Source organism: Paraburkholderia sp. Ac-20347 (genome assembly GCF_017104805.1).
Taxonomy (GTDB): domain Bacteria; phylum Pseudomonadota; class Gammaproteobacteria; order Burkholderiales; family Burkholderiaceae; genus Paraburkholderia; species Paraburkholderia tropica.
The window spans coordinates 1-15,472 of record NZ_JAAGPN010000190.1; the positions used below are offsets into that span (position 1 = coordinate 1).

At 64.9% G+C, this 15,472-nt stretch carries 14 protein-coding genes; 12 read left to right on the top strand and 2 right to left on the bottom strand.

Annotated elements, in window-relative coordinates:
- Nucleotides 1–62 precede the first annotated feature (62 nt).
- From G3N97_RS27515 to G3N97_RS27545, 7 genes are all read left to right on the top strand, one after another.
- Nucleotides 63–2,078, top strand: coding sequence for a monovalent cation:proton antiporter family protein (locus G3N97_RS27515; protein WP_205996172.1), 2,016 nt, complete (start codon nt 63–65; stop codon nt 2,076–2,078).
- Nucleotides 2,079–2,255: 177 nt separating this feature from the next.
- Entirely contained in the window at nt 2,256–2,828 is a 573-nt protein-coding gene (locus G3N97_RS27520; RefSeq protein ID WP_205996173.1) for an adenine phosphoribosyltransferase, read from the top strand.
- A gap of 56 nt (nt 2,829–2,884) precedes the next feature.
- A complete protein-coding gene (locus tag G3N97_RS27525; RefSeq protein ID WP_065062224.1) occupies nt 2,885–3,499 on the top strand; it encodes a LysE family translocator in 615 nt (204 codons plus the stop codon).
- 47 nt (nt 3,500–3,546) lie between these two features.
- Nucleotides 3,547–4,407: an NUDIX hydrolase family protein gene (locus G3N97_RS27530; RefSeq protein ID WP_205996174.1), complete on the top strand. Its 861-nt coding sequence runs from the start codon at nt 3,547–3,549 to the stop codon at nt 4,405–4,407.
- 70 nt (nt 4,408–4,477) lie between these two features.
- Entirely contained in the window at nt 4,478–5,347 is an 870-nt protein-coding gene (purU, locus tag G3N97_RS27535) for a formyltetrahydrofolate deformylase (RefSeq protein WP_065062228.1), read from the top strand.
- 172 nt (nt 5,348–5,519) lie between these two features.
- Nucleotides 5,520–5,753 (top strand): type II toxin-antitoxin system Phd/YefM family antitoxin, encoded by a 234-nt coding sequence (locus G3N97_RS27540; RefSeq protein ID WP_205996175.1) that lies wholly within the window; start codon nt 5,520–5,522, stop codon nt 5,751–5,753.
- Nucleotides 5,750–6,145, top strand: coding sequence for a type II toxin-antitoxin system VapC family toxin (locus G3N97_RS27545; RefSeq protein WP_205996176.1), 396 nt, complete (start codon nt 5,750–5,752; stop codon nt 6,143–6,145). Before G3N97_RS27540 ends, G3N97_RS27545 begins: the two co-directional genes overlap by 4 nt.
- A gap of 9 nt (nt 6,146–6,154) precedes the next feature.
- Here G3N97_RS27545 and G3N97_RS27550 read toward each other — a convergent pair whose 3' ends face one another.
- Nucleotides 6,155–7,264, bottom strand: coding sequence for an AI-2E family transporter (locus G3N97_RS27550; protein ID WP_205996177.1), 1,110 nt, complete (start codon nt 7,262–7,264; stop codon nt 6,155–6,157).
- A 170-nt stretch (nt 7,265–7,434) separates the two neighbouring features.
- Nucleotides 7,435–10,335, bottom strand: coding sequence for an excinuclease ABC subunit UvrA (gene uvrA / locus G3N97_RS27555; RefSeq protein ID WP_205996178.1), 2,901 nt, complete (start codon nt 10,333–10,335; stop codon nt 7,435–7,437).
- A 287-nt stretch (nt 10,336–10,622) separates the two neighbouring features.
- Between uvrA and G3N97_RS27560 the strand changes: the two genes are divergently transcribed.
- From G3N97_RS27560 to hcp, 5 genes are all read left to right on the top strand, one after another.
- Nucleotides 10,623–11,789, top strand: coding sequence for an MFS transporter (locus tag G3N97_RS27560; protein ID WP_205996179.1), 1,167 nt, complete (start codon nt 10,623–10,625; stop codon nt 11,787–11,789).
- A gap of 54 nt (nt 11,790–11,843) precedes the next feature.
- The gene (locus tag G3N97_RS27565; RefSeq protein ID WP_205996180.1) at nt 11,844–12,386 is read left to right on the top strand and encodes a single-stranded DNA-binding protein; all 543 of its coding nucleotides are present in this window, start codon (nt 11,844–11,846) and stop codon (nt 12,384–12,386) included.
- Nucleotides 12,387–12,567: 181 nt separating this feature from the next.
- A complete protein-coding gene (locus G3N97_RS27570; RefSeq protein WP_346778128.1) occupies nt 12,568–12,930 on the top strand; it encodes a DUF3892 domain-containing protein in 363 nt (120 codons plus the stop codon).
- A 31-nt stretch (nt 12,931–12,961) separates the two neighbouring features.
- Nucleotides 12,962–13,168: a DUF2188 domain-containing protein gene (locus G3N97_RS27575; RefSeq protein ID WP_205996181.1), complete on the top strand. Its 207-nt coding sequence runs from the start codon at nt 12,962–12,964 to the stop codon at nt 13,166–13,168.
- Nucleotides 13,169–13,670: 502 nt separating this feature from the next.
- On the top strand, nt 13,671–15,338 hold the full coding sequence (gene hcp, locus G3N97_RS27580; protein ID WP_205996182.1) for a hydroxylamine reductase: 1,668 nt from the start codon (nt 13,671–13,673) through the stop codon (nt 15,336–15,338).
- Nucleotides 15,339–15,472: the final 134 nt, after the last annotated feature.

The window sequence follows — 15,472 nt, forward strand, 5'->3', positions numbered from 1 at the left end:
GGCGAAAATTTGACTCGCCGGCGACGGCCGAGAAGGACTTCAGAACGAGGACGCTTCGCACGATGATTTCACCGCTGGAAATGACGTTGTTCCTGCTGCTCGCCTCGGTGGTCGGCGTCGTGCTGTTCCGTTACCTGAACCTGCCGCCGATGCTCGGCTACCTCTCGGTCGGCATTCTGGTCGGCCCGCGCGCGTTCGGCATCGTGCCGAACACGGAGGGCGCGCAGAATCTGGCCGAATTCGGCGTCGTATTCCTGATGTTCTCGATCGGGCTGGAGTTTTCGCTGACCAAGCTGCGCGCGATGCGGCGCGCTGTGTTCGGGCTCGGGCTCTCGCAGGTGCTCGGCACGATCGTGGTCGCGCTGCTGGTCGGGCTCGCGCTCGATCCGTGGGTGCACATCACGTGGCAGGCCTGCGTGGCGCTGGGCGGCGCGCTCGCCATGTCGTCGACGGCCATCGTCAGCAAGATGCTGGCGGAGCGGCTGGAGATCGAGTCGGAGCACGGCCGCAATATTCTCGGCGTGCTGCTGTTCCAGGATCTGGCCGTGGTGCCGCTGCTGATCGTGATCGCGGCGTTCGGCGGCTCGTCGAAGTCGCTGATCGAATCGCTCGGCATGGCGGCCATCAAGATCGTGCTGGCTCTTGGCATTCTGCTGTTCGTCGGCCAGAAGTTCATGACGCGCTGGTTCAACGTGGTGGCGCGGCGGCGTTCGCAGGAGCTGTTCGTTCTGAACGTGCTGCTCGTCACGCTGGGCGCGGCGTTCGTCACCGACAAATTTGGCCTCTCGCTCGCACTCGGCGCGTTCATCGCGGGCATGCTGATCGCCGAAACGCCGTACAAACATCAGGTGGAAGAGGACATCAAGCCGTTTCGCGACGTGCTGCTCGGCCTCTTCTTCATCACCACGGGCATGCTGCTGAACCCGCACGTGATCATCCAGCATCCGTTGATGGTGGGCGCGTTCCTGATTGCGCCCGTCGTGCTCAAGGCGGTGATGATCACGGCGCTCACGCGTCTGTTCGGCGCGTCGCCGGGCGTGGCGATGCGCACGGGCCTCGGTCTCGCGCAGGCGGGCGAATTCGGCTTCGTGCTGCTCAACCTCATTCTGGACAAGCATCTCGTCGATCCCACGTTGCTCCAGGCGATCCTCGCGGCGATGCTGCTGTCGATGCTCGCCGCGCCGTTCCTGATCCAGAACGCCGATCGCATCGTGCTGCGGCTGTCGTCGACGGAATGGATGCAGCAGTCGCTGATGATGACGCGCATCGCCACGCAAAGCCTCAAGCAGAGCGGCCACGTGATCATCTGCGGTTATGGCCGCGCCGGGCAGAATCTGGCGCGCATGCTGGAAAACGAAGGCCTTTCGTACGTCGCGCTCGACCTCGATCCGGACCGCGTGGCGGCCGCGGCGGCGGCGGGCGAGTCGGTGGTGTTCGGCGACGCGGCGCGGCGCGAGTCGCTGGTCGCGGCGGGTATCCATCGCGCGGCGGCCGTGGCCGTGACCTATGCGAACACGCAGTCGGCGTTTCGCGTGCTGCATCACATCCACGAACTGGAGCCGACGCTGCCCACCATCGTGCGCACGGTCGACGACGCCGATCTCGAACGCCTGCTCGCGGCGGGCGCGACCGAGGTGATTCCGGAGATCGTCGAAGGCAGCCTGATGCTGGCCTCGCACATGCTGGTGCTGATGGGCGTGCCGATGCGGCGCGTCGTGCGCCGCGTGGAGGAACTGCGCGACGCGCGCTACAGCCTGCTGCGCGGCTACTTCCACGGCACCGACGACGTGGGCGAGGACGGTCACGAGCAGGTGCGGCTACAATCCGTACCGGTCGACGCGCGCGCCGACGCCGTGGGCCGCACGCTCGCCGATCTGGGCCTGTTCGACCTCGGCGTGGAAGTGACCGCGATCCGCCGTCACGGCATTCGCGGCGTGGAGCCCGATCCCTCGACGAAGCTGCGCGAAGCCGACATCGTCGTGCTGCGCGGTCTGCCCGAGCAGCTGGCGCAAGCCGAGGAACGGCTGTCACGGCACCGCAAGCCGGGCGCCGCCGGCGCGGGCGCGGCGGCGGCCTGATACGGCGCGTCACAGCTCGTCAGGGCTCGACACGAAAACCGCGAAACTTCGCCGCCCGTCGGCGAGTCACACCGCGCGGCCCGGCCGGATCGCGGTGACGTCGCACGGGGTCGCGCCCCGTTTTAATTGTTTATCTGCATTACCTGCTCTTTATTCTTGCTACTGCCCGGAGAAATCATGTCCAACGCACCTGCGAACTCGATCGCGAGCACCGAAGCCGCGCAGTTCGTCAACAGTCTGATCCGCACGGTGCCCGACTGGCCTCAGCCGGGAGTGCAATTCCGCGATATCACGCCGCTGATCGGCCATCCGAAGGGCCTGCGCGTGCTGATCGACCTGTTCGTGGAGCGTTACGTGGACGCGAAGCTCGACTACGTGGCGGGCCTCGACGCGCGCGGCTTCATCATCGGCCCGATCGTCGCGTATGAACTGAATGTGGGCTTCATTCCGGTGCGCAAGATCGGCAAGCTGCCGTACAAGACCGTGTCGGAAACTTACAAGCTCGAATATGGCGAGTCGACCGTCGAAGTGCACGAAGACGCCTGCAAGCCGGGCGACCGCGTGGTGATCGTCGACGATCTGATCGCCACGGGCGGCACCATGCTCGCGGGCAAGCTGCTGCTCGAGCGCCTCGGCGCGACGGTGGTGGAGGGCGCGGCGATCATCGATCTGCCGGACCTCGGCGGCTCGAAGCTGCTGACCGAATCGGGCTTGCCGCTGTTTACCGTGACGTCGTTCGGCGGCCACTGACCGCTGACGCTCCCACTAGCTCGTTCAAGACCGCCGACAACCTCGCCGACCCGCTCATGCCCAATTTCGCGCTGTTCCTCGCGACCTCGATCGCGATCACCTTCGCGCCCGGTCCCGACAACCTGCAAGTGCTCGCACGCGGCATTTCGCAGGGGCGCATGGCCGGCTTCGTGTCGGCGCTCGGCTTCGCGGCGGGCGTGACGTTCCACACGACGCTCGCCGCGCTCGGCATTGCCGCGCTGCTGCGCTCGTCGCCGCTCGCGTTCCAGATCCTCAAGCTCGCGGGCGCCGCGTACCTGATCTGGATCGGCATCAAGGCGCTGCGCAGTCAGGGACTGGCGGCGGCGGGCGACCGTCCGCGCCAGCCGCTCGCGACGATCTTCCGCCAGAGCGTGATCGGCAACATCATGAACCCGAAAGTCACGCTGTTCTTCGTGGTGTTCCTGCCGCAGTTCGTCGACGTGCACGGCGCGCAGAGCGTGACGCTGCAGATGCTCGAACTCGGCGTGCTGTTCATGGCGCAGACCGTGGTCGTGTTCTCGGTGTTCGGCGTGTGCGCGGGCGCGCTCGGCAGCTGGCTCAAGCGCCGTCCGCGCGCGGGCGTGTGGCTCGACCGCCTCGCCGGCCTGACCTTCATCGCCATCGGCATGCGCATCGCGCTGCGCGATTGACGCTCGCCGCTTTACATCGACGCTTCACGACGCCCGGAGCCCCAGAGATGACCTTGCCCTGCATTACCGACGCGCGCCACTTCGATGTGAACGCGCATCTGCCGTTTCATTTCGGCGACGAACGCGTGGGCTGGATTCGCGCCGCCGACGTCGCGCTGCTCGCGCGTTGGCCCGACGTCTTCGAGATCGACGGCGACGCCGACACCGCGCGCGTGACGCTCGCCGCGGAATTCGACAGCGTGACGGCGCGCAGCGCGGCGCTGGGCGCGGTGATCGGCGCGCTCGCCGCCGAAGGCCGCATTCCGGGCTGGCGCGACGAAACCTACGCGATCCGCAACGCCTTCGACGCGCCGCCGCTCGCCTATATCGAGCGCGCAGCCTCGCGCTTCTTCGGCACGATGACGTACGCGGTGCATCTGAACGGCGTCGTAGAATATGCGGGTTCCCCGGCGCCGCAGCTCTGGATCGCGCGCCGCAGCGACACCAAGGCGACCGATCCGGGCATGCTCGACAACGTGGTCGCGGGCGGCATCGGCTGGGGTCTGGGCGTCGAGGCCACGCTGCAGAAAGAGTGCTGGGAAGAGGCGGGCATTGCCGCCGAACTGGCCGCGCGCGCCACGCCGGGCCGCACCGTGCACGTGCTGCAGTCGCTGCCCGAAGGCACCCAGGCCGAGCAGATCTTCGTCTACGATCTCGCGTTGCCCGAAGATTTCGTGCCGCACAATCAGGACGGCGAAGTCGGCGAGCATCGTCTTGCGCGCATCGACGAAACCGCGCGCTGGATCGAGGAAGGCAAGATGACGGTGGACGCGAGTCTCGCGACGCTCGATCTGCTGCTGCGCCGCCAATGGATTGACGAGGACGCGTGCGAGGGCATCGCCGCGATCTTCGAGCCACCGACGCTGTGAAAGGGCGTGGGTTTTTTCAGTAACTGAAGCCCTTTTGAAACACCAGGAATCGATGGGAGTCACCAAGGTCATGTCGACCGATCACAGCTTTATTCTCAAACTGTCCTGCGCCGACCGTCCGGGCATCGTGCATGCCGTGTCGGGTTTTCTGTTCGAGCGCGGCAGCAATATTCTCGACTCGGCCCAGTTCGGCGACAGCCACACGGGCGAGTTCTTCATGCGCGTGCATTTCCAGCAGGTGGGCGGCGACCCGGGCCTCGACGGCCTGCGCGACGCGTTCGCGCCGCTGGCGGACGAGTTCGGCATGCGCTGGGAGCTGCATGACGCGAACGTGAAGCCGCGCGTGGTGCTGATGGTGTCGAAGATCGGTCACTGCCTGAACGACCTGCTGTTCCGCTATCGCACCGGCCAGTTGCCCATCGAGATCCCCGCGATCATCTCGAACCACAAGGACTTCTACCAGCTGGCGGCGAGCTACAACATCCCGTTCCATCACTTCCCGCTGCTCGGCGGCACAGCTGCCGACAAGGCCGCGCAGGAAGCGCGCGTGCTCGAAGTGGTGAACCGCGAAGGCGCGGATCTCGTGGTGCTCGCGCGCTACATGCAGATCCTTTCGCCGGAGCTGTGCGAGGCGCTCAAGGGCCGCGCGATCAACATCCACCATTCGTTCCTGCCGAGCTTCAAGGGCGCGAAGCCGTACTACCAGGCGTTTGACCGCGGCGTGAAGCTGATCGGCGCGACGGCGCACTATGTGACGTCCGACCTCGACGAAGGCCCGATCATCGAGCAGGAAGTCGAGCGCGTGGACCACAACATGACGCCGGAGCAACTCACGGCGATCGGCCGCGACGTCGAATGCGTGACGCTCGCGCGCGCGGTGAAGTGGCATGTGGAGCACCGCATTCTGCTGAACGGACACAAGACGGTGGTGTTCCGCTAAGCGCGTTTTGAGCGTGCGATCGCTTCGGCGATGGTGTGAAAATGGCCCCGGAAGGGGCCATTGTCTTTTGTCAGGTCATCGCCTAATAATGACTTGTTCCTCTGGTCATTACGGACATAGCATGACGGATCCCGACAAGCGCGCACGTGCGAAACGTGCAAAGAGGCGACTCATGGATTCCCAGCAGGTCTCGAAAACCGAGTTCAAGGCGAAAGCGCTCGAGTTCTTCCGGCAGGTCGAGGCGTCGGGTGAAAGCGTCGTGGTGACCGATCACGGCCGTCCGACGCTGGAGTTGCGGCCGTATCGCGGTCTGGAGCGCGACCCGCTTGAGATGTTGCGTGGTTCGGTCGTGCGTTACGACGGGCCGACCGATCCGCTCGACGTCGACTGGGACGCCGCGCAGTGATCGTGCTCGACACGCACGCGCTCGTCTGGTGGGCCAACGCGGACAAGGAACTCAGCCGCAAGGCCCACGCCGCGATTCAGCGCGAGTTGCACGGCGGGCAGATCGTGATTTCGGCGATCTCGGCCTGGGAGATCGCCATGCTGGTGCAGCGTGAGAAACTGGTGCTGACCATGGACGTGGACACCTGGCTCGCGACCGTGTCGCAGATCGAGGCCGTGCGCTTCCTGCCCATCGACGTGGAAATTGGCCTGAAATCGGTCGATTTACCCGGCGATTTCCACAAGGATCCGGCGGATCGCATGATCGTCGCCACGGCGCGCCGGCTGGCGGCGCCACTCGTCACGCGCGACGAGAAAATCCGCGCCTATTCGCACGTCAAGACAATCTGGTAAGCCCGCGCCTCAAACCAGCCGCAGATAAATCAGCTCGCGCTTGATATACGCGTAGAAAATCGGCGCGGCGATCACGCCCTGAATGCCGAACGCGGCTTCCATCACGAGCATCGCCACGAGCAGTTCCCACGTGCGCGCCTCGATCTGGCCGCCCACGATGCGCGCGTTCAGGAAGTATTCGAGCTTGTGGATCACGATCAGGAACACCAGCGCCGTGACCGCCGCGGGCAGGCTCACGGTGAGCGCGATGGCCACGATCAGCGTGTTCGAAATCAGATTGCCGATCACCGGCAGCAGGCCCACCACGAACGTCACCACCACGAGCATCTTCGCGAGCGGCAGCGGCGCGTGGAAAACCGGCAGCACGAGCAGCAGGAACAGGCCCGTGAACACCGTGTTGATGGCCGAAATCTTCACCTGCGCGAACACGATGCGGCGGAACGCGTCGGCGAAACGCGAGACGCGCGCGACGAACGCCGTCGAAAGCGGCAGCCGGGTGGCGTTCTTCTGCGCGCCGATCGCAATGATCGCGCCGATGATCATGCCGATCACGATATGCCCCAGAATGCGCGCCGCGTTCTTGCCGCCCTGGCCGAGCTGCGTGGCGTGCTCGTGCATCAGCGCGAGCGCCTTGAGCTTCATCTGCGCGACGTCCACGGGCAGATAGGCTGCGATGGATTCGGGAATGCGGCTGCGCGCCTGGTCGACGAAAGTCATCATCTGCGCCATGACTTTCTGCACGCTCGGCACGTCGTTTTCGAACTGCTCGATCACGCCCACCGTGAGCCCCGTGAGCACGCCCACGATCACGATGGACACCAGCACGACCGACAGCCAGCGCGCGCGGCTGCTCGACATGCGGCGCTCGATGAGCGGCGAAATCGTATGGACGAGCTGATAGACGAGCATGCCGGCCAGCAGCGCCCCGAGCAGATTCAGATGCAGCACCGCGATCATGCCGAGGAGCGCGGCCACATAGCTGCCGATCTCCACGGCCGAGAGTTTCGGCAGACTCATGTCGCTCGTGAGCCTGACCGGCCGAGGGCGCAGATCGCGCACCTGCTGCTGCTTCTCGCCGGACGAACCGGTCGCGTCGGTCGCTTCGTTGCGCTTGCCCATGTTGGTTCTTTTCCGTCTCCAGACCTCGGGAGCGCACGCGCTCCCAACCCGTTGTTACCGCAGCAATCGTGACTGCTTACTGGTGCTTGTTGTCGGCCGCTCGTGGGCGGCCGCTTATTCGTGATGGTGCTTCGGTGCTTGCCTGTTCGTGAGCGCTCGCTGGCGACCGCTTACTGTCCCGATGCCTCGTCGAGCGCGACCGCGCTGCTGGCCCCGCGCTTGAGCAGCGGCGCGAGATAGCGGCCGGTGAAGCTCGCCTTCGACTTCGCGACCTGCTCGGGCGTCCCCTGCGCCACGATCATGCCGCCGCCTGCGCCGCCTTCCGGTCCCATGTCGATGACCCAGTCGGCGGTTTTGATGACATCGAGATTATGCTCGATGATCACGACAGTATTGCCCTGATCGCGAAGCCGGTGGATCACTTCGAGCAGCAGGGCGATGTCGTGGAAGTGCAGGCCGGTGGTCGGCTCGTCGAGTATATACAGCGTCCGGCCCGTATCCCGCTTGGAAAGTTCCAGAGAAAGCTTCACGCGCTGCGCTTCGCCGCCCGAGAGCGTGGTGGCCGACTGGCCGAGGCGGATATAGCCCAGACCCACGTCCAGCAGCGTCTTGAGCTTGCGCGCCACGACCGGCACTGCCTTGAAGAACTCGTAGGCGGTTTCCACCGTCATGTCGAGCACTTCGCTGATGTTCCGGCCCTTGTACTGGATTTCCAGCGTTTCGCGGTTGTAGCGCTTGCCGTGACAGACGTCGCAGGGCACGTAGACGTCGGGCAGGAAGTGCATTTCCACCTTCAGCACGCCGTCGCCCTGGCAGCTCTCGCAACGGCCGCCCTTCACGTTGAACGAGAAGCGGCCCGACTCGTAGCCGCGCTCCTTGGCCGCCGGCACGCCCGCGAACAGTTCGCGGATGGGCGTGAAAAGGCCCGTATAGGTGGCCGGATTCGAACGCGGCGTGCGGCCGATCGGCGATTGATCGACGTTGATGACCTTGTCGAAATGTTCGAGCCCTTCGATCGCCTCGAACGGCGCCGGCTCGGCCGACGAACCGTACAGATGCTGCGACACCGCGTGATACAGCGTGTCGTTGATGAGCGTGGACTTGCCCGAACCGGACACGCCCGTCACGCAGGTCAGCAGGCCGACCGGCAGATCGAGCGTCACGTGCTTGAGGTTGTTGCCGTAGGCCTCGACGATGCGCAGGCGGCGCTCGTCGGGATCCTGGCGCTCGTCCGGATAGTCGATGCGGCGCGCGCCCGAGAGATACTGGCCCGTCATGGAGGCGGGATCGCGCTCCACCTGTTTGGGCGTGCCTTCGGCGATCACCATGCCGCCGTGCACGCCCGCGCCCGGCCCCATGTCGACGACGTAATCGGCCATGCGGATCATGTCCTCGTCGTGCTCCACGACGATCACCGAATTGCCGAGATCGCGCAGATGCTTGAGCGTGGAAATGAGGCGGTCGTTGTCGCGCTGGTGCAGGCCGATCGACGGTTCGTCGAGCACGTACATCACGCCCGTGAGGCCCGAGCCGATCTGCGAGGCGAGGCGGATGCGCTGCGCTTCGCCGCCCGAGAGCGTTTCGGCGCTGCGTTCGAGCGAGAGGTAATCGAGCCCGACGTTATTCAGGAACATCAAGCGCGCGACGATTTCCTTGACCACCTTGTCGGCGATCTCGCCTTTCGCGCCTTCGAGGCGCAGCGTCTGGAAGTAGCCGAGCGTGTCGCGCAGCGGCCAGCCGCTCACTTCATAGATGGCGCGCGCATCCTCGCCCGCGCCGATGCGCACGAAGCGCGCTTCGCGGCGCAGACGCGTGCCTTCGCAATGCGGGCAGGCCTGATTGTTCTGGTACTTGGCGAGTTCCTCGCGCACCGCGGCCGAATCGGTTTCGCGGTAGCGGCGCTCCAGATTCGGGATGATGCCTTCGAACACGTGCTCGCGCACGGACGTGCGGCCGCGCTCGTTGATGTACGAGAACGGGATTTCCTGCTTGCCCGAGCCGTACAGCAGGATCTTGCGCACTTTCTCCGGCAGATCCTCGAAGGCGGTATCGATGTCGAAGTCGTAGTACGCCGCGAGACTCTGCAGCATCTGGAAGTAGAACTGGTTGCGCCGGTCCCAGCCCTTCACGGCTCCCGCCGCGAGCGACAGCGACGGATGCGCGACCACGCGCTTCGGGTCGAAGAAGGTGATCTGGCCGAGGCCGTCGCACTCCGGGCACGCGCCCATCGGGTTGTTGAATGAGAAGAGGCGCGGCTCCAGCTCCGGCAGCGAGTACGAGCAGATCGGGCAGGCGAACTTCGAGCTGTAGAGATGCTCCTTGTTCGTGTCCATTTCGAGCGCGATGGCGCGGCCGTCGGCGAGACGCAGTGCCGTTTCGAACGACTCCGCGAGGCGCTGCTTCATGTCGGGGCGCACCTTCAGGCGGTCCACCACCACGTCGATGGTGTGGCGCTCGCTCTTCTTGAGCTTGGGCAGCGACTCCACTTCGTAGATCTTCGCCTCGCCCTCGTTCGCCGTGCCGCCGCCCGAGCGCACGCGAAAGCGCACGAAACCCTGCGCCTGCATGTCGTCGAAGAGTTCGGCGTGCTCGCCCTTGCGGTCTACGATCACGGGCGCGAGGATCATCAGCCGGGTCTCCTCGGGCAGCGCGAGCGCGGCGTCGACCATCTGCGAGACGCTTTGCGCTTCCAGCGGAATCTCGTGGTCGGGGCAGTACGGCGTGCCGACACGTGCGTAAAGAAGTCGCAGGTAGTCGTGGATTTCGGTGACCGTGCCGACCGTCGAGCGCGGATTGTGCGACGTCGCCTTCTGCTCGATCGAAATCGCCGGCGACAGACCCTCGATCAGATCGACGTCGGGCTTCTCCATCAACTGAAGAAACTGACGGGCGTACGCCGACAGGCTCTCCACGTAGCGGCGCTGGCCTTCTGCGTAGAGCGTGTCGAAGGCCAGCGAGGACTTGCCGGAACCGGATAGCCCGGTGATCACCACGAGCTTGTGGCGCGGCAGGTCCAGATTGACGTTCTTCAGGTTGTGGGTTCGGGCCCCACGGATACGGATCTGTTCCATGAACCTGCGGGAGAGAGGGAGGCTAAACCTGCTACTATAACGACTTTTCCAGACCGCCGTTACGGCTTGCCAACGGTCTTTGAAAGGACCTTGAAGCGTCCGCGCGAAGACCCTGCAAGCCAACCGACAGCTCTTGCAAGGCGACCCGGGCTCCGCGCTCCGGGGCCACGGTAAGTGCGCAATCAGCGCCCACTGAGTTCCACGCGGCGCGCGCATCGCCGGCGGGCAGCGGCGGCCAATCACAATACGCTCCGATGTCCTCCAACTCACCCGCTACCTCTTCACGCATGAGTGCGCCCGAGCTGCGCGCGACCGTGTCGCTTGCCGCGATCTTCGCGCTGCGCATGCTCGGCCTCTTCATGATCATGCCGGTGTTTTCGGTCTACGCGAAAACCATTCCCGGCGGCGACAACCTGCTGCTCGTCGGCATCGCGCTCGGTGCGTACGGCGTGACGCAGTCGCTCCTGTACATTTTCTACGGCTGGATCTCCGACCGCATCGGCCGCAAGCCGGTGATCGCCGCCGGCCTCGTGATCTTCGCGATCGGCAGCTTCGTGGCCGCGGGCGCGCACGACATGACGTGGATTATCGTCGGGCGCGTGATCCAGGGCATGGGCGCGGTGTCGTCGGCCGTGCTGGCCTTCATCGCCGATCTCACCAGCGAGCAGAACCGCACCAAGGCCATGGCGATGGTGGGCGGCTCGATCGGCCTGTCGTTCGCGGTGGCGATCGTCGGCGCGCCCATCGTGGTGCACTGGCTCGGCATGAGCGGCCTCTTTACGCTGGTCGGCGTGTTCTCGATCATCGCGGTGGGCGTGGTGCTGTGGATCGTGCCCGATGCGCCCAAGCCCGTGCACGTGCGCGCGCCGTTCTCCGAAGTCCTGCACAACGTCGAGCTGCTGCGCCTGAATTTCGGCGTGCTGGTGCTGCACGCGACGCAGACCGCGCTGTTCCTCGTGGTGCCGCGCCTGCTCGTCGATGCGGGTCTGCCGGTCGCCTCGCACTGGATGATTTATCTGCCCGTGATGGGCCTGTCGTTCGTGCTGATGGTGCCGGCCATCATCGCGGCGGAGAAGAAGGGCAAGATGAAGGCCGTGGTGGTCTCGGCCATTGGGCTTATTCTGATCGGCCAGCTTCTGCTCGGCTCGCTTGCGCATACCATAGCAATCGTGGCCGCCGTGCTGTTCGTGTACTTCCTCGGCTTCAATATTCTGGAAGCGTCGCAGCCTTCGCTGGTGTCGAAGCTCGCGCCGGGCAACCGCAAGGGCGCGGCCACGGGCGTCTATAACACCACGCAGTCGATCGGGCTCGCGCTCGGCGGCGTGGTGGGCGGCTGGCTGCTCAAACACGACGGCCCGAACACCGTTTTCTATACGTGCTCAGGCCTCGTGTTCTGCTGGCTTATAATCGCGGCCAACATGAAGGCGCCGCCCAAACGCGCTGAGCGCGCGTGAGCGTGCGTTTGAACGCGCTTCGGCGCGCCTGATCGGAATCAACTGGAGAAATACATGGCATCCGTGAACAAGGTGATCCTCGTCGGCAACCTCGGCGCCGAGCCGGAAGTGCGCTATCTGCCGAGCGGTGACGCCGTGGCGAACATCCGCCTCGCGACCACCGACCGCTACAAGGACAAGGCGTCCGGCGAGTTCAAGGAAATGACCGAATGGCACCGCGTGGCGTTCTTCGGCCGTCTGGCCGAGATCGTCTCGGAGTACCTGAAGAAGGGCTCGTCGGTGTATATCGAAGGCCGCATCCGCACCCGCAAGTGGCAGGCGCAGGACGGCACCGACCGTTATTCGACGGAAATCGTCGCCGATCAGATGCAGATGCTGGGCGGCCGCAGCGGCGGCGCGTCGGCGGGCAGCGATATGGGTGACGACGGCGGCTACAGCCGTGACAGCGCACCGCGCGGCGGTGGCCGTGCTTCGGGCGGCGGCGGCGGCGGCGGTGCACCGCGTTCGAGCGGTGGCGGCTCGGGCGGCGGCGCTGGCCGTTCGAACGCCCCGGCCGGCGGCGGCTTCGACGAAATGGACGACGATATTCCGTTCTAGGAGGAACGTTAGTTCCTAGTGTAAGGATAGACCCGAGTTTCCAAGCTAAATCAACGATTTAGCTTGGATCTTCGGGTCTTTTTTCGTTTACGCATGATTCGATCTAGGCGGAACGTGCCTAATCGGTAAAAAATGGGTTCCGTTCGTCGAATGGAGCCTAGCGTGACCAGATACGCAATTCGTGAAGTTCGTCTTGAGAACGGCGAACGCTTCCTCAATTTTTGAAGAGGTGTCAACCATGGCAAGGACTTTGAAGTGCATGGCGCGGCGTATGGGTGGTGGGCAGGCCCATGAACACATCACCCATCTTTGGTGGCAGGTATGGCAAGACAATCAACCGACCCAGGAAAATGGGGTGTCCACTCTGGATCAATTGGTCGCGTACATTGAAAAAATGGGGAACGAATCTGTCTGGTGTCCGGATCGGAACCCTCAACAGAAGGGGGCATGGGTGCACGTCAACCACAACGGGCGGACGAAATATGTTCAGACCGTTGCTGACAAGCGCTGGACTGACAATTTGCTTGCGCTCCCCATCAAGTGAGTAACTCGCTACCAAGCTACGGAGTAGACCGATGACCCAAAAAATTTTTGTTGAGCGCCGCTCGGACGAAGGGGACTACGCAGTCCGTCGCCCGAATTCCCAGCGGGCAAGCGCAATCGCCCCGACGCAGCGAGAGGCAATCGAGCGCGCGCGTGAACTCAATCCGAGCGGCCCGGTGCTCGTCGAGCGCGTGCGAACGACGAGTGTCGGGAAGCCGGACAAGTGGCGTAAGCCGTGAAGCATGATGTTGATTGATCGCGTCGACAATAGTTCTGCGAATAGCTGCTAACAAGGGCAGCGGAAGTGGTTTGCAAGCTGACTTCCACTACGCTTCTCGATGTGGCTTTTACGAAATTCAATCGGTGGACCGTCGCGATCAGTGAGGAATCAACTGGTTACCGAAGAATTTTGCCGTGGCATATTCCGCTAACCGTTCTAAGCCGGTTCGACTCGCGCTCGATTCCTTCGCGCGCGAATCCGGCGAAAAGCCCGCGACCTTCCCGGTCGCGGGCTTTTTTCATGGTGCAGCGCGTCCTGCGCCGCCACGCTCCTTCCTTTGATTTGCATCACGGCAAATCTGCCGCGCCCAGGCGACGATAAAAAAGATGCATCAATTTTGCATCTTACAAGACGTCCGATGCGGCGCGGGTTGCCGCCATCGGGCAACGCCGTGCTCCGTCAGCCGATCCACCGTCGCCTGACGCGTGGCGCGAGCCATCCCCACAAGCAAGGAGAGCACCGTGTTTTGCTATCAATGTGAACAGACCGACCGCGCCCACGGCGCGCCCGGATGCGCGTCGGCGAAGGGCAACTGCGGCAAGGACGCCACCACCGCCGATCTGCAGGATCTGCTGATCCACGCGGTCAAGGGCATCGCACAGTACAACGCGCTCGCGCGCGGTCTCGGCAGCGCCGACCGCGAAGCCGACCGTTTCATCCTCTACGCGATGTTCACCACGCTCACCAACGTGAACTTCAACGCCGGCCGCTTCGTGGCGATGCTGCGCGAGGCCGCGCAACATCGCGACTGCGTGAAGGCCGCCTATGAAACGATGGCGTTCGCGCAGGGCGTCGCGCTGCAGGAACCCGCCGGTCCCGCGCGCTGGCAGCCGGGCGAGGATCTGCCGCAACTGCTCGGGCAGGCCGCGGACGTCGGCGTCGATGCGGGTCTCGATGTCGTGGGCGCCGATATCGTCGGGCTGCGCGCGCTGGTGCTCTACGGCCTCAAGGGCGTGTGCGCCTACGCGCATCACGCGCGCGTGCTCGGCTACGAAAGCGACGAGGTCTACGCGGGCGTGGCGTCGGCGCTCGATTTCCTCGCGCGCGAGCCCGTCGAGGCGGGCGAACTCCTCGAACAGGCGCTCGCGCTCGGCAGCCTGAACCTCAAGGTGATGGAATTGCTCGACGCCGCCAACACCGGCCGCTTCGGCAACCAGCAGCCCACCGCCGTGCGCATGACGCCGGTCGCGGGCAAGGCGATCCTCGTGTCCGGCCACGATCTGGGCGATCTCGAAGCGCTGCTGCAAGCCACCGAAGGCGCGGGCGTGCAGATCTACACGCACGGCGAGATGCTGCCTGCGCACGCGTATCCGAAGCTCAAGGCGTATGCACACCTCGCGGGCAACTACGGCGGCGCGTGGCAGGACCAGCAGTCCGACTTCGCGAATTTCCCCGGCCCGATTCTGATGACCTCGAACTGCCTGATCGAGCCGCTTCCGCACTATCGTCAGCGCATTTTCACGACCGGGTCGGTCGGCTGGGCGGGCGTGCGCCATCTGGAACATCACGCGTTCGCGCCGCTCGTGCAGGCCGCGCTCGCGCTGCCGGGCTTCCGCGAAACCGCGCCCGAGGAAACCGTGACTATCGGCTTCGCGCGCCATACCGTGCTCGGCGTGGCCGACAAGGTGATCGACGCCGTGAAGGCCGGCCAGATCCGCCACTTCTTCCTGATCGGCGGCTGCGACGGCGCCGCGCCCGGCCGCAACTACTACACCGAGTTCGCGCAGGCCGCGCCCGCCGACACCGTCGTCATGACGCTCGGCTGCAACAAGTACCGCTTCAATCGCCATGCGTTCGGCGACATCGGCGGCATTCCGCGTCTGCTCGATCTCGGCCAGTGCAACGACAGCTATTCGGCGATCCAGATCGCGGTGGCGCTCGCGGAAGCGTTCGAGTGCGGCGTCAACGATCTGCCGCTGTCGCTGGTGATTTCGTGGTTCGAGCAGAAGGCGGCCGCCGTGCTGCTGACGCTGCTCGCGCTCGGCATCCGCAACATCCGGCTCGGACCGACGCTGCCGGCTTTCCTCACGCCGGGCGTGGTGCAGATTCTCGTCGATCAGTTCGGCATCCAGCCGATCGGCGACGCGCACGCCGACCTCGCCGCCGCGCTCGCGCGCAAGGCCGCGTGAGCGCGAGCACGGGGCAAGCCGATGAACCATCGAATCGAGATTCTCACGCGTGACGGCGCGGCCTTGACCTTCGAGTGCGCGCCGCAGCAGGACGTGCTGGCGGCGGCCGCGGCGGCGCAGTTGACGCTGCCGTC

What these genes read in the sequence shown, in the direction of transcription:
- G3N97_RS27550 (WP_205996177.1), bottom strand. Translation starts at nt 7,264, where the DNA reads ATGGGCAAGCGCAACGAAGCGACCGACGCGACCGGTTCGTCCGGCGAG.
- G3N97_RS27575 (WP_205996181.1), top strand. Translation starts at nt 12,962, where the DNA reads ATGACCCAAAAAATTTTTGTTGAGCGCCGCTCGGACGAAGGGGACTAC.
- G3N97_RS27525 (WP_065062224.1), top strand. Translation starts at nt 2,885, where the DNA reads ATGCCCAATTTCGCGCTGTTCCTCGCGACCTCGATCGCGATCACCTTC.
- G3N97_RS27520 (WP_205996173.1), top strand. Translation starts at nt 2,256, where the DNA reads ATGTCCAACGCACCTGCGAACTCGATCGCGAGCACCGAAGCCGCGCAG.
- G3N97_RS27540 (WP_205996175.1), top strand. Translation starts at nt 5,520, where the DNA reads ATGGATTCCCAGCAGGTCTCGAAAACCGAGTTCAAGGCGAAAGCGCTC.
- G3N97_RS27530 (WP_205996174.1), top strand. Translation starts at nt 3,547, where the DNA reads ATGACCTTGCCCTGCATTACCGACGCGCGCCACTTCGATGTGAACGCG.
- G3N97_RS27560 (WP_205996179.1), top strand. Translation starts at nt 10,623, where the DNA reads ATGAGTGCGCCCGAGCTGCGCGCGACCGTGTCGCTTGCCGCGATCTTC.
- G3N97_RS27515 (WP_205996172.1), top strand. Translation starts at nt 63, where the DNA reads ATGATTTCACCGCTGGAAATGACGTTGTTCCTGCTGCTCGCCTCGGTG.
- purU (WP_065062228.1), top strand. Translation starts at nt 4,478, where the DNA reads ATGTCGACCGATCACAGCTTTATTCTCAAACTGTCCTGCGCCGACCGT.
- G3N97_RS27565 (WP_205996180.1), top strand. Translation starts at nt 11,844, where the DNA reads ATGGCATCCGTGAACAAGGTGATCCTCGTCGGCAACCTCGGCGCCGAG.
- uvrA (WP_205996178.1), bottom strand. Translation starts at nt 10,335, where the DNA reads ATGGAACAGATCCGTATCCGTGGGGCCCGAACCCACAACCTGAAGAAC.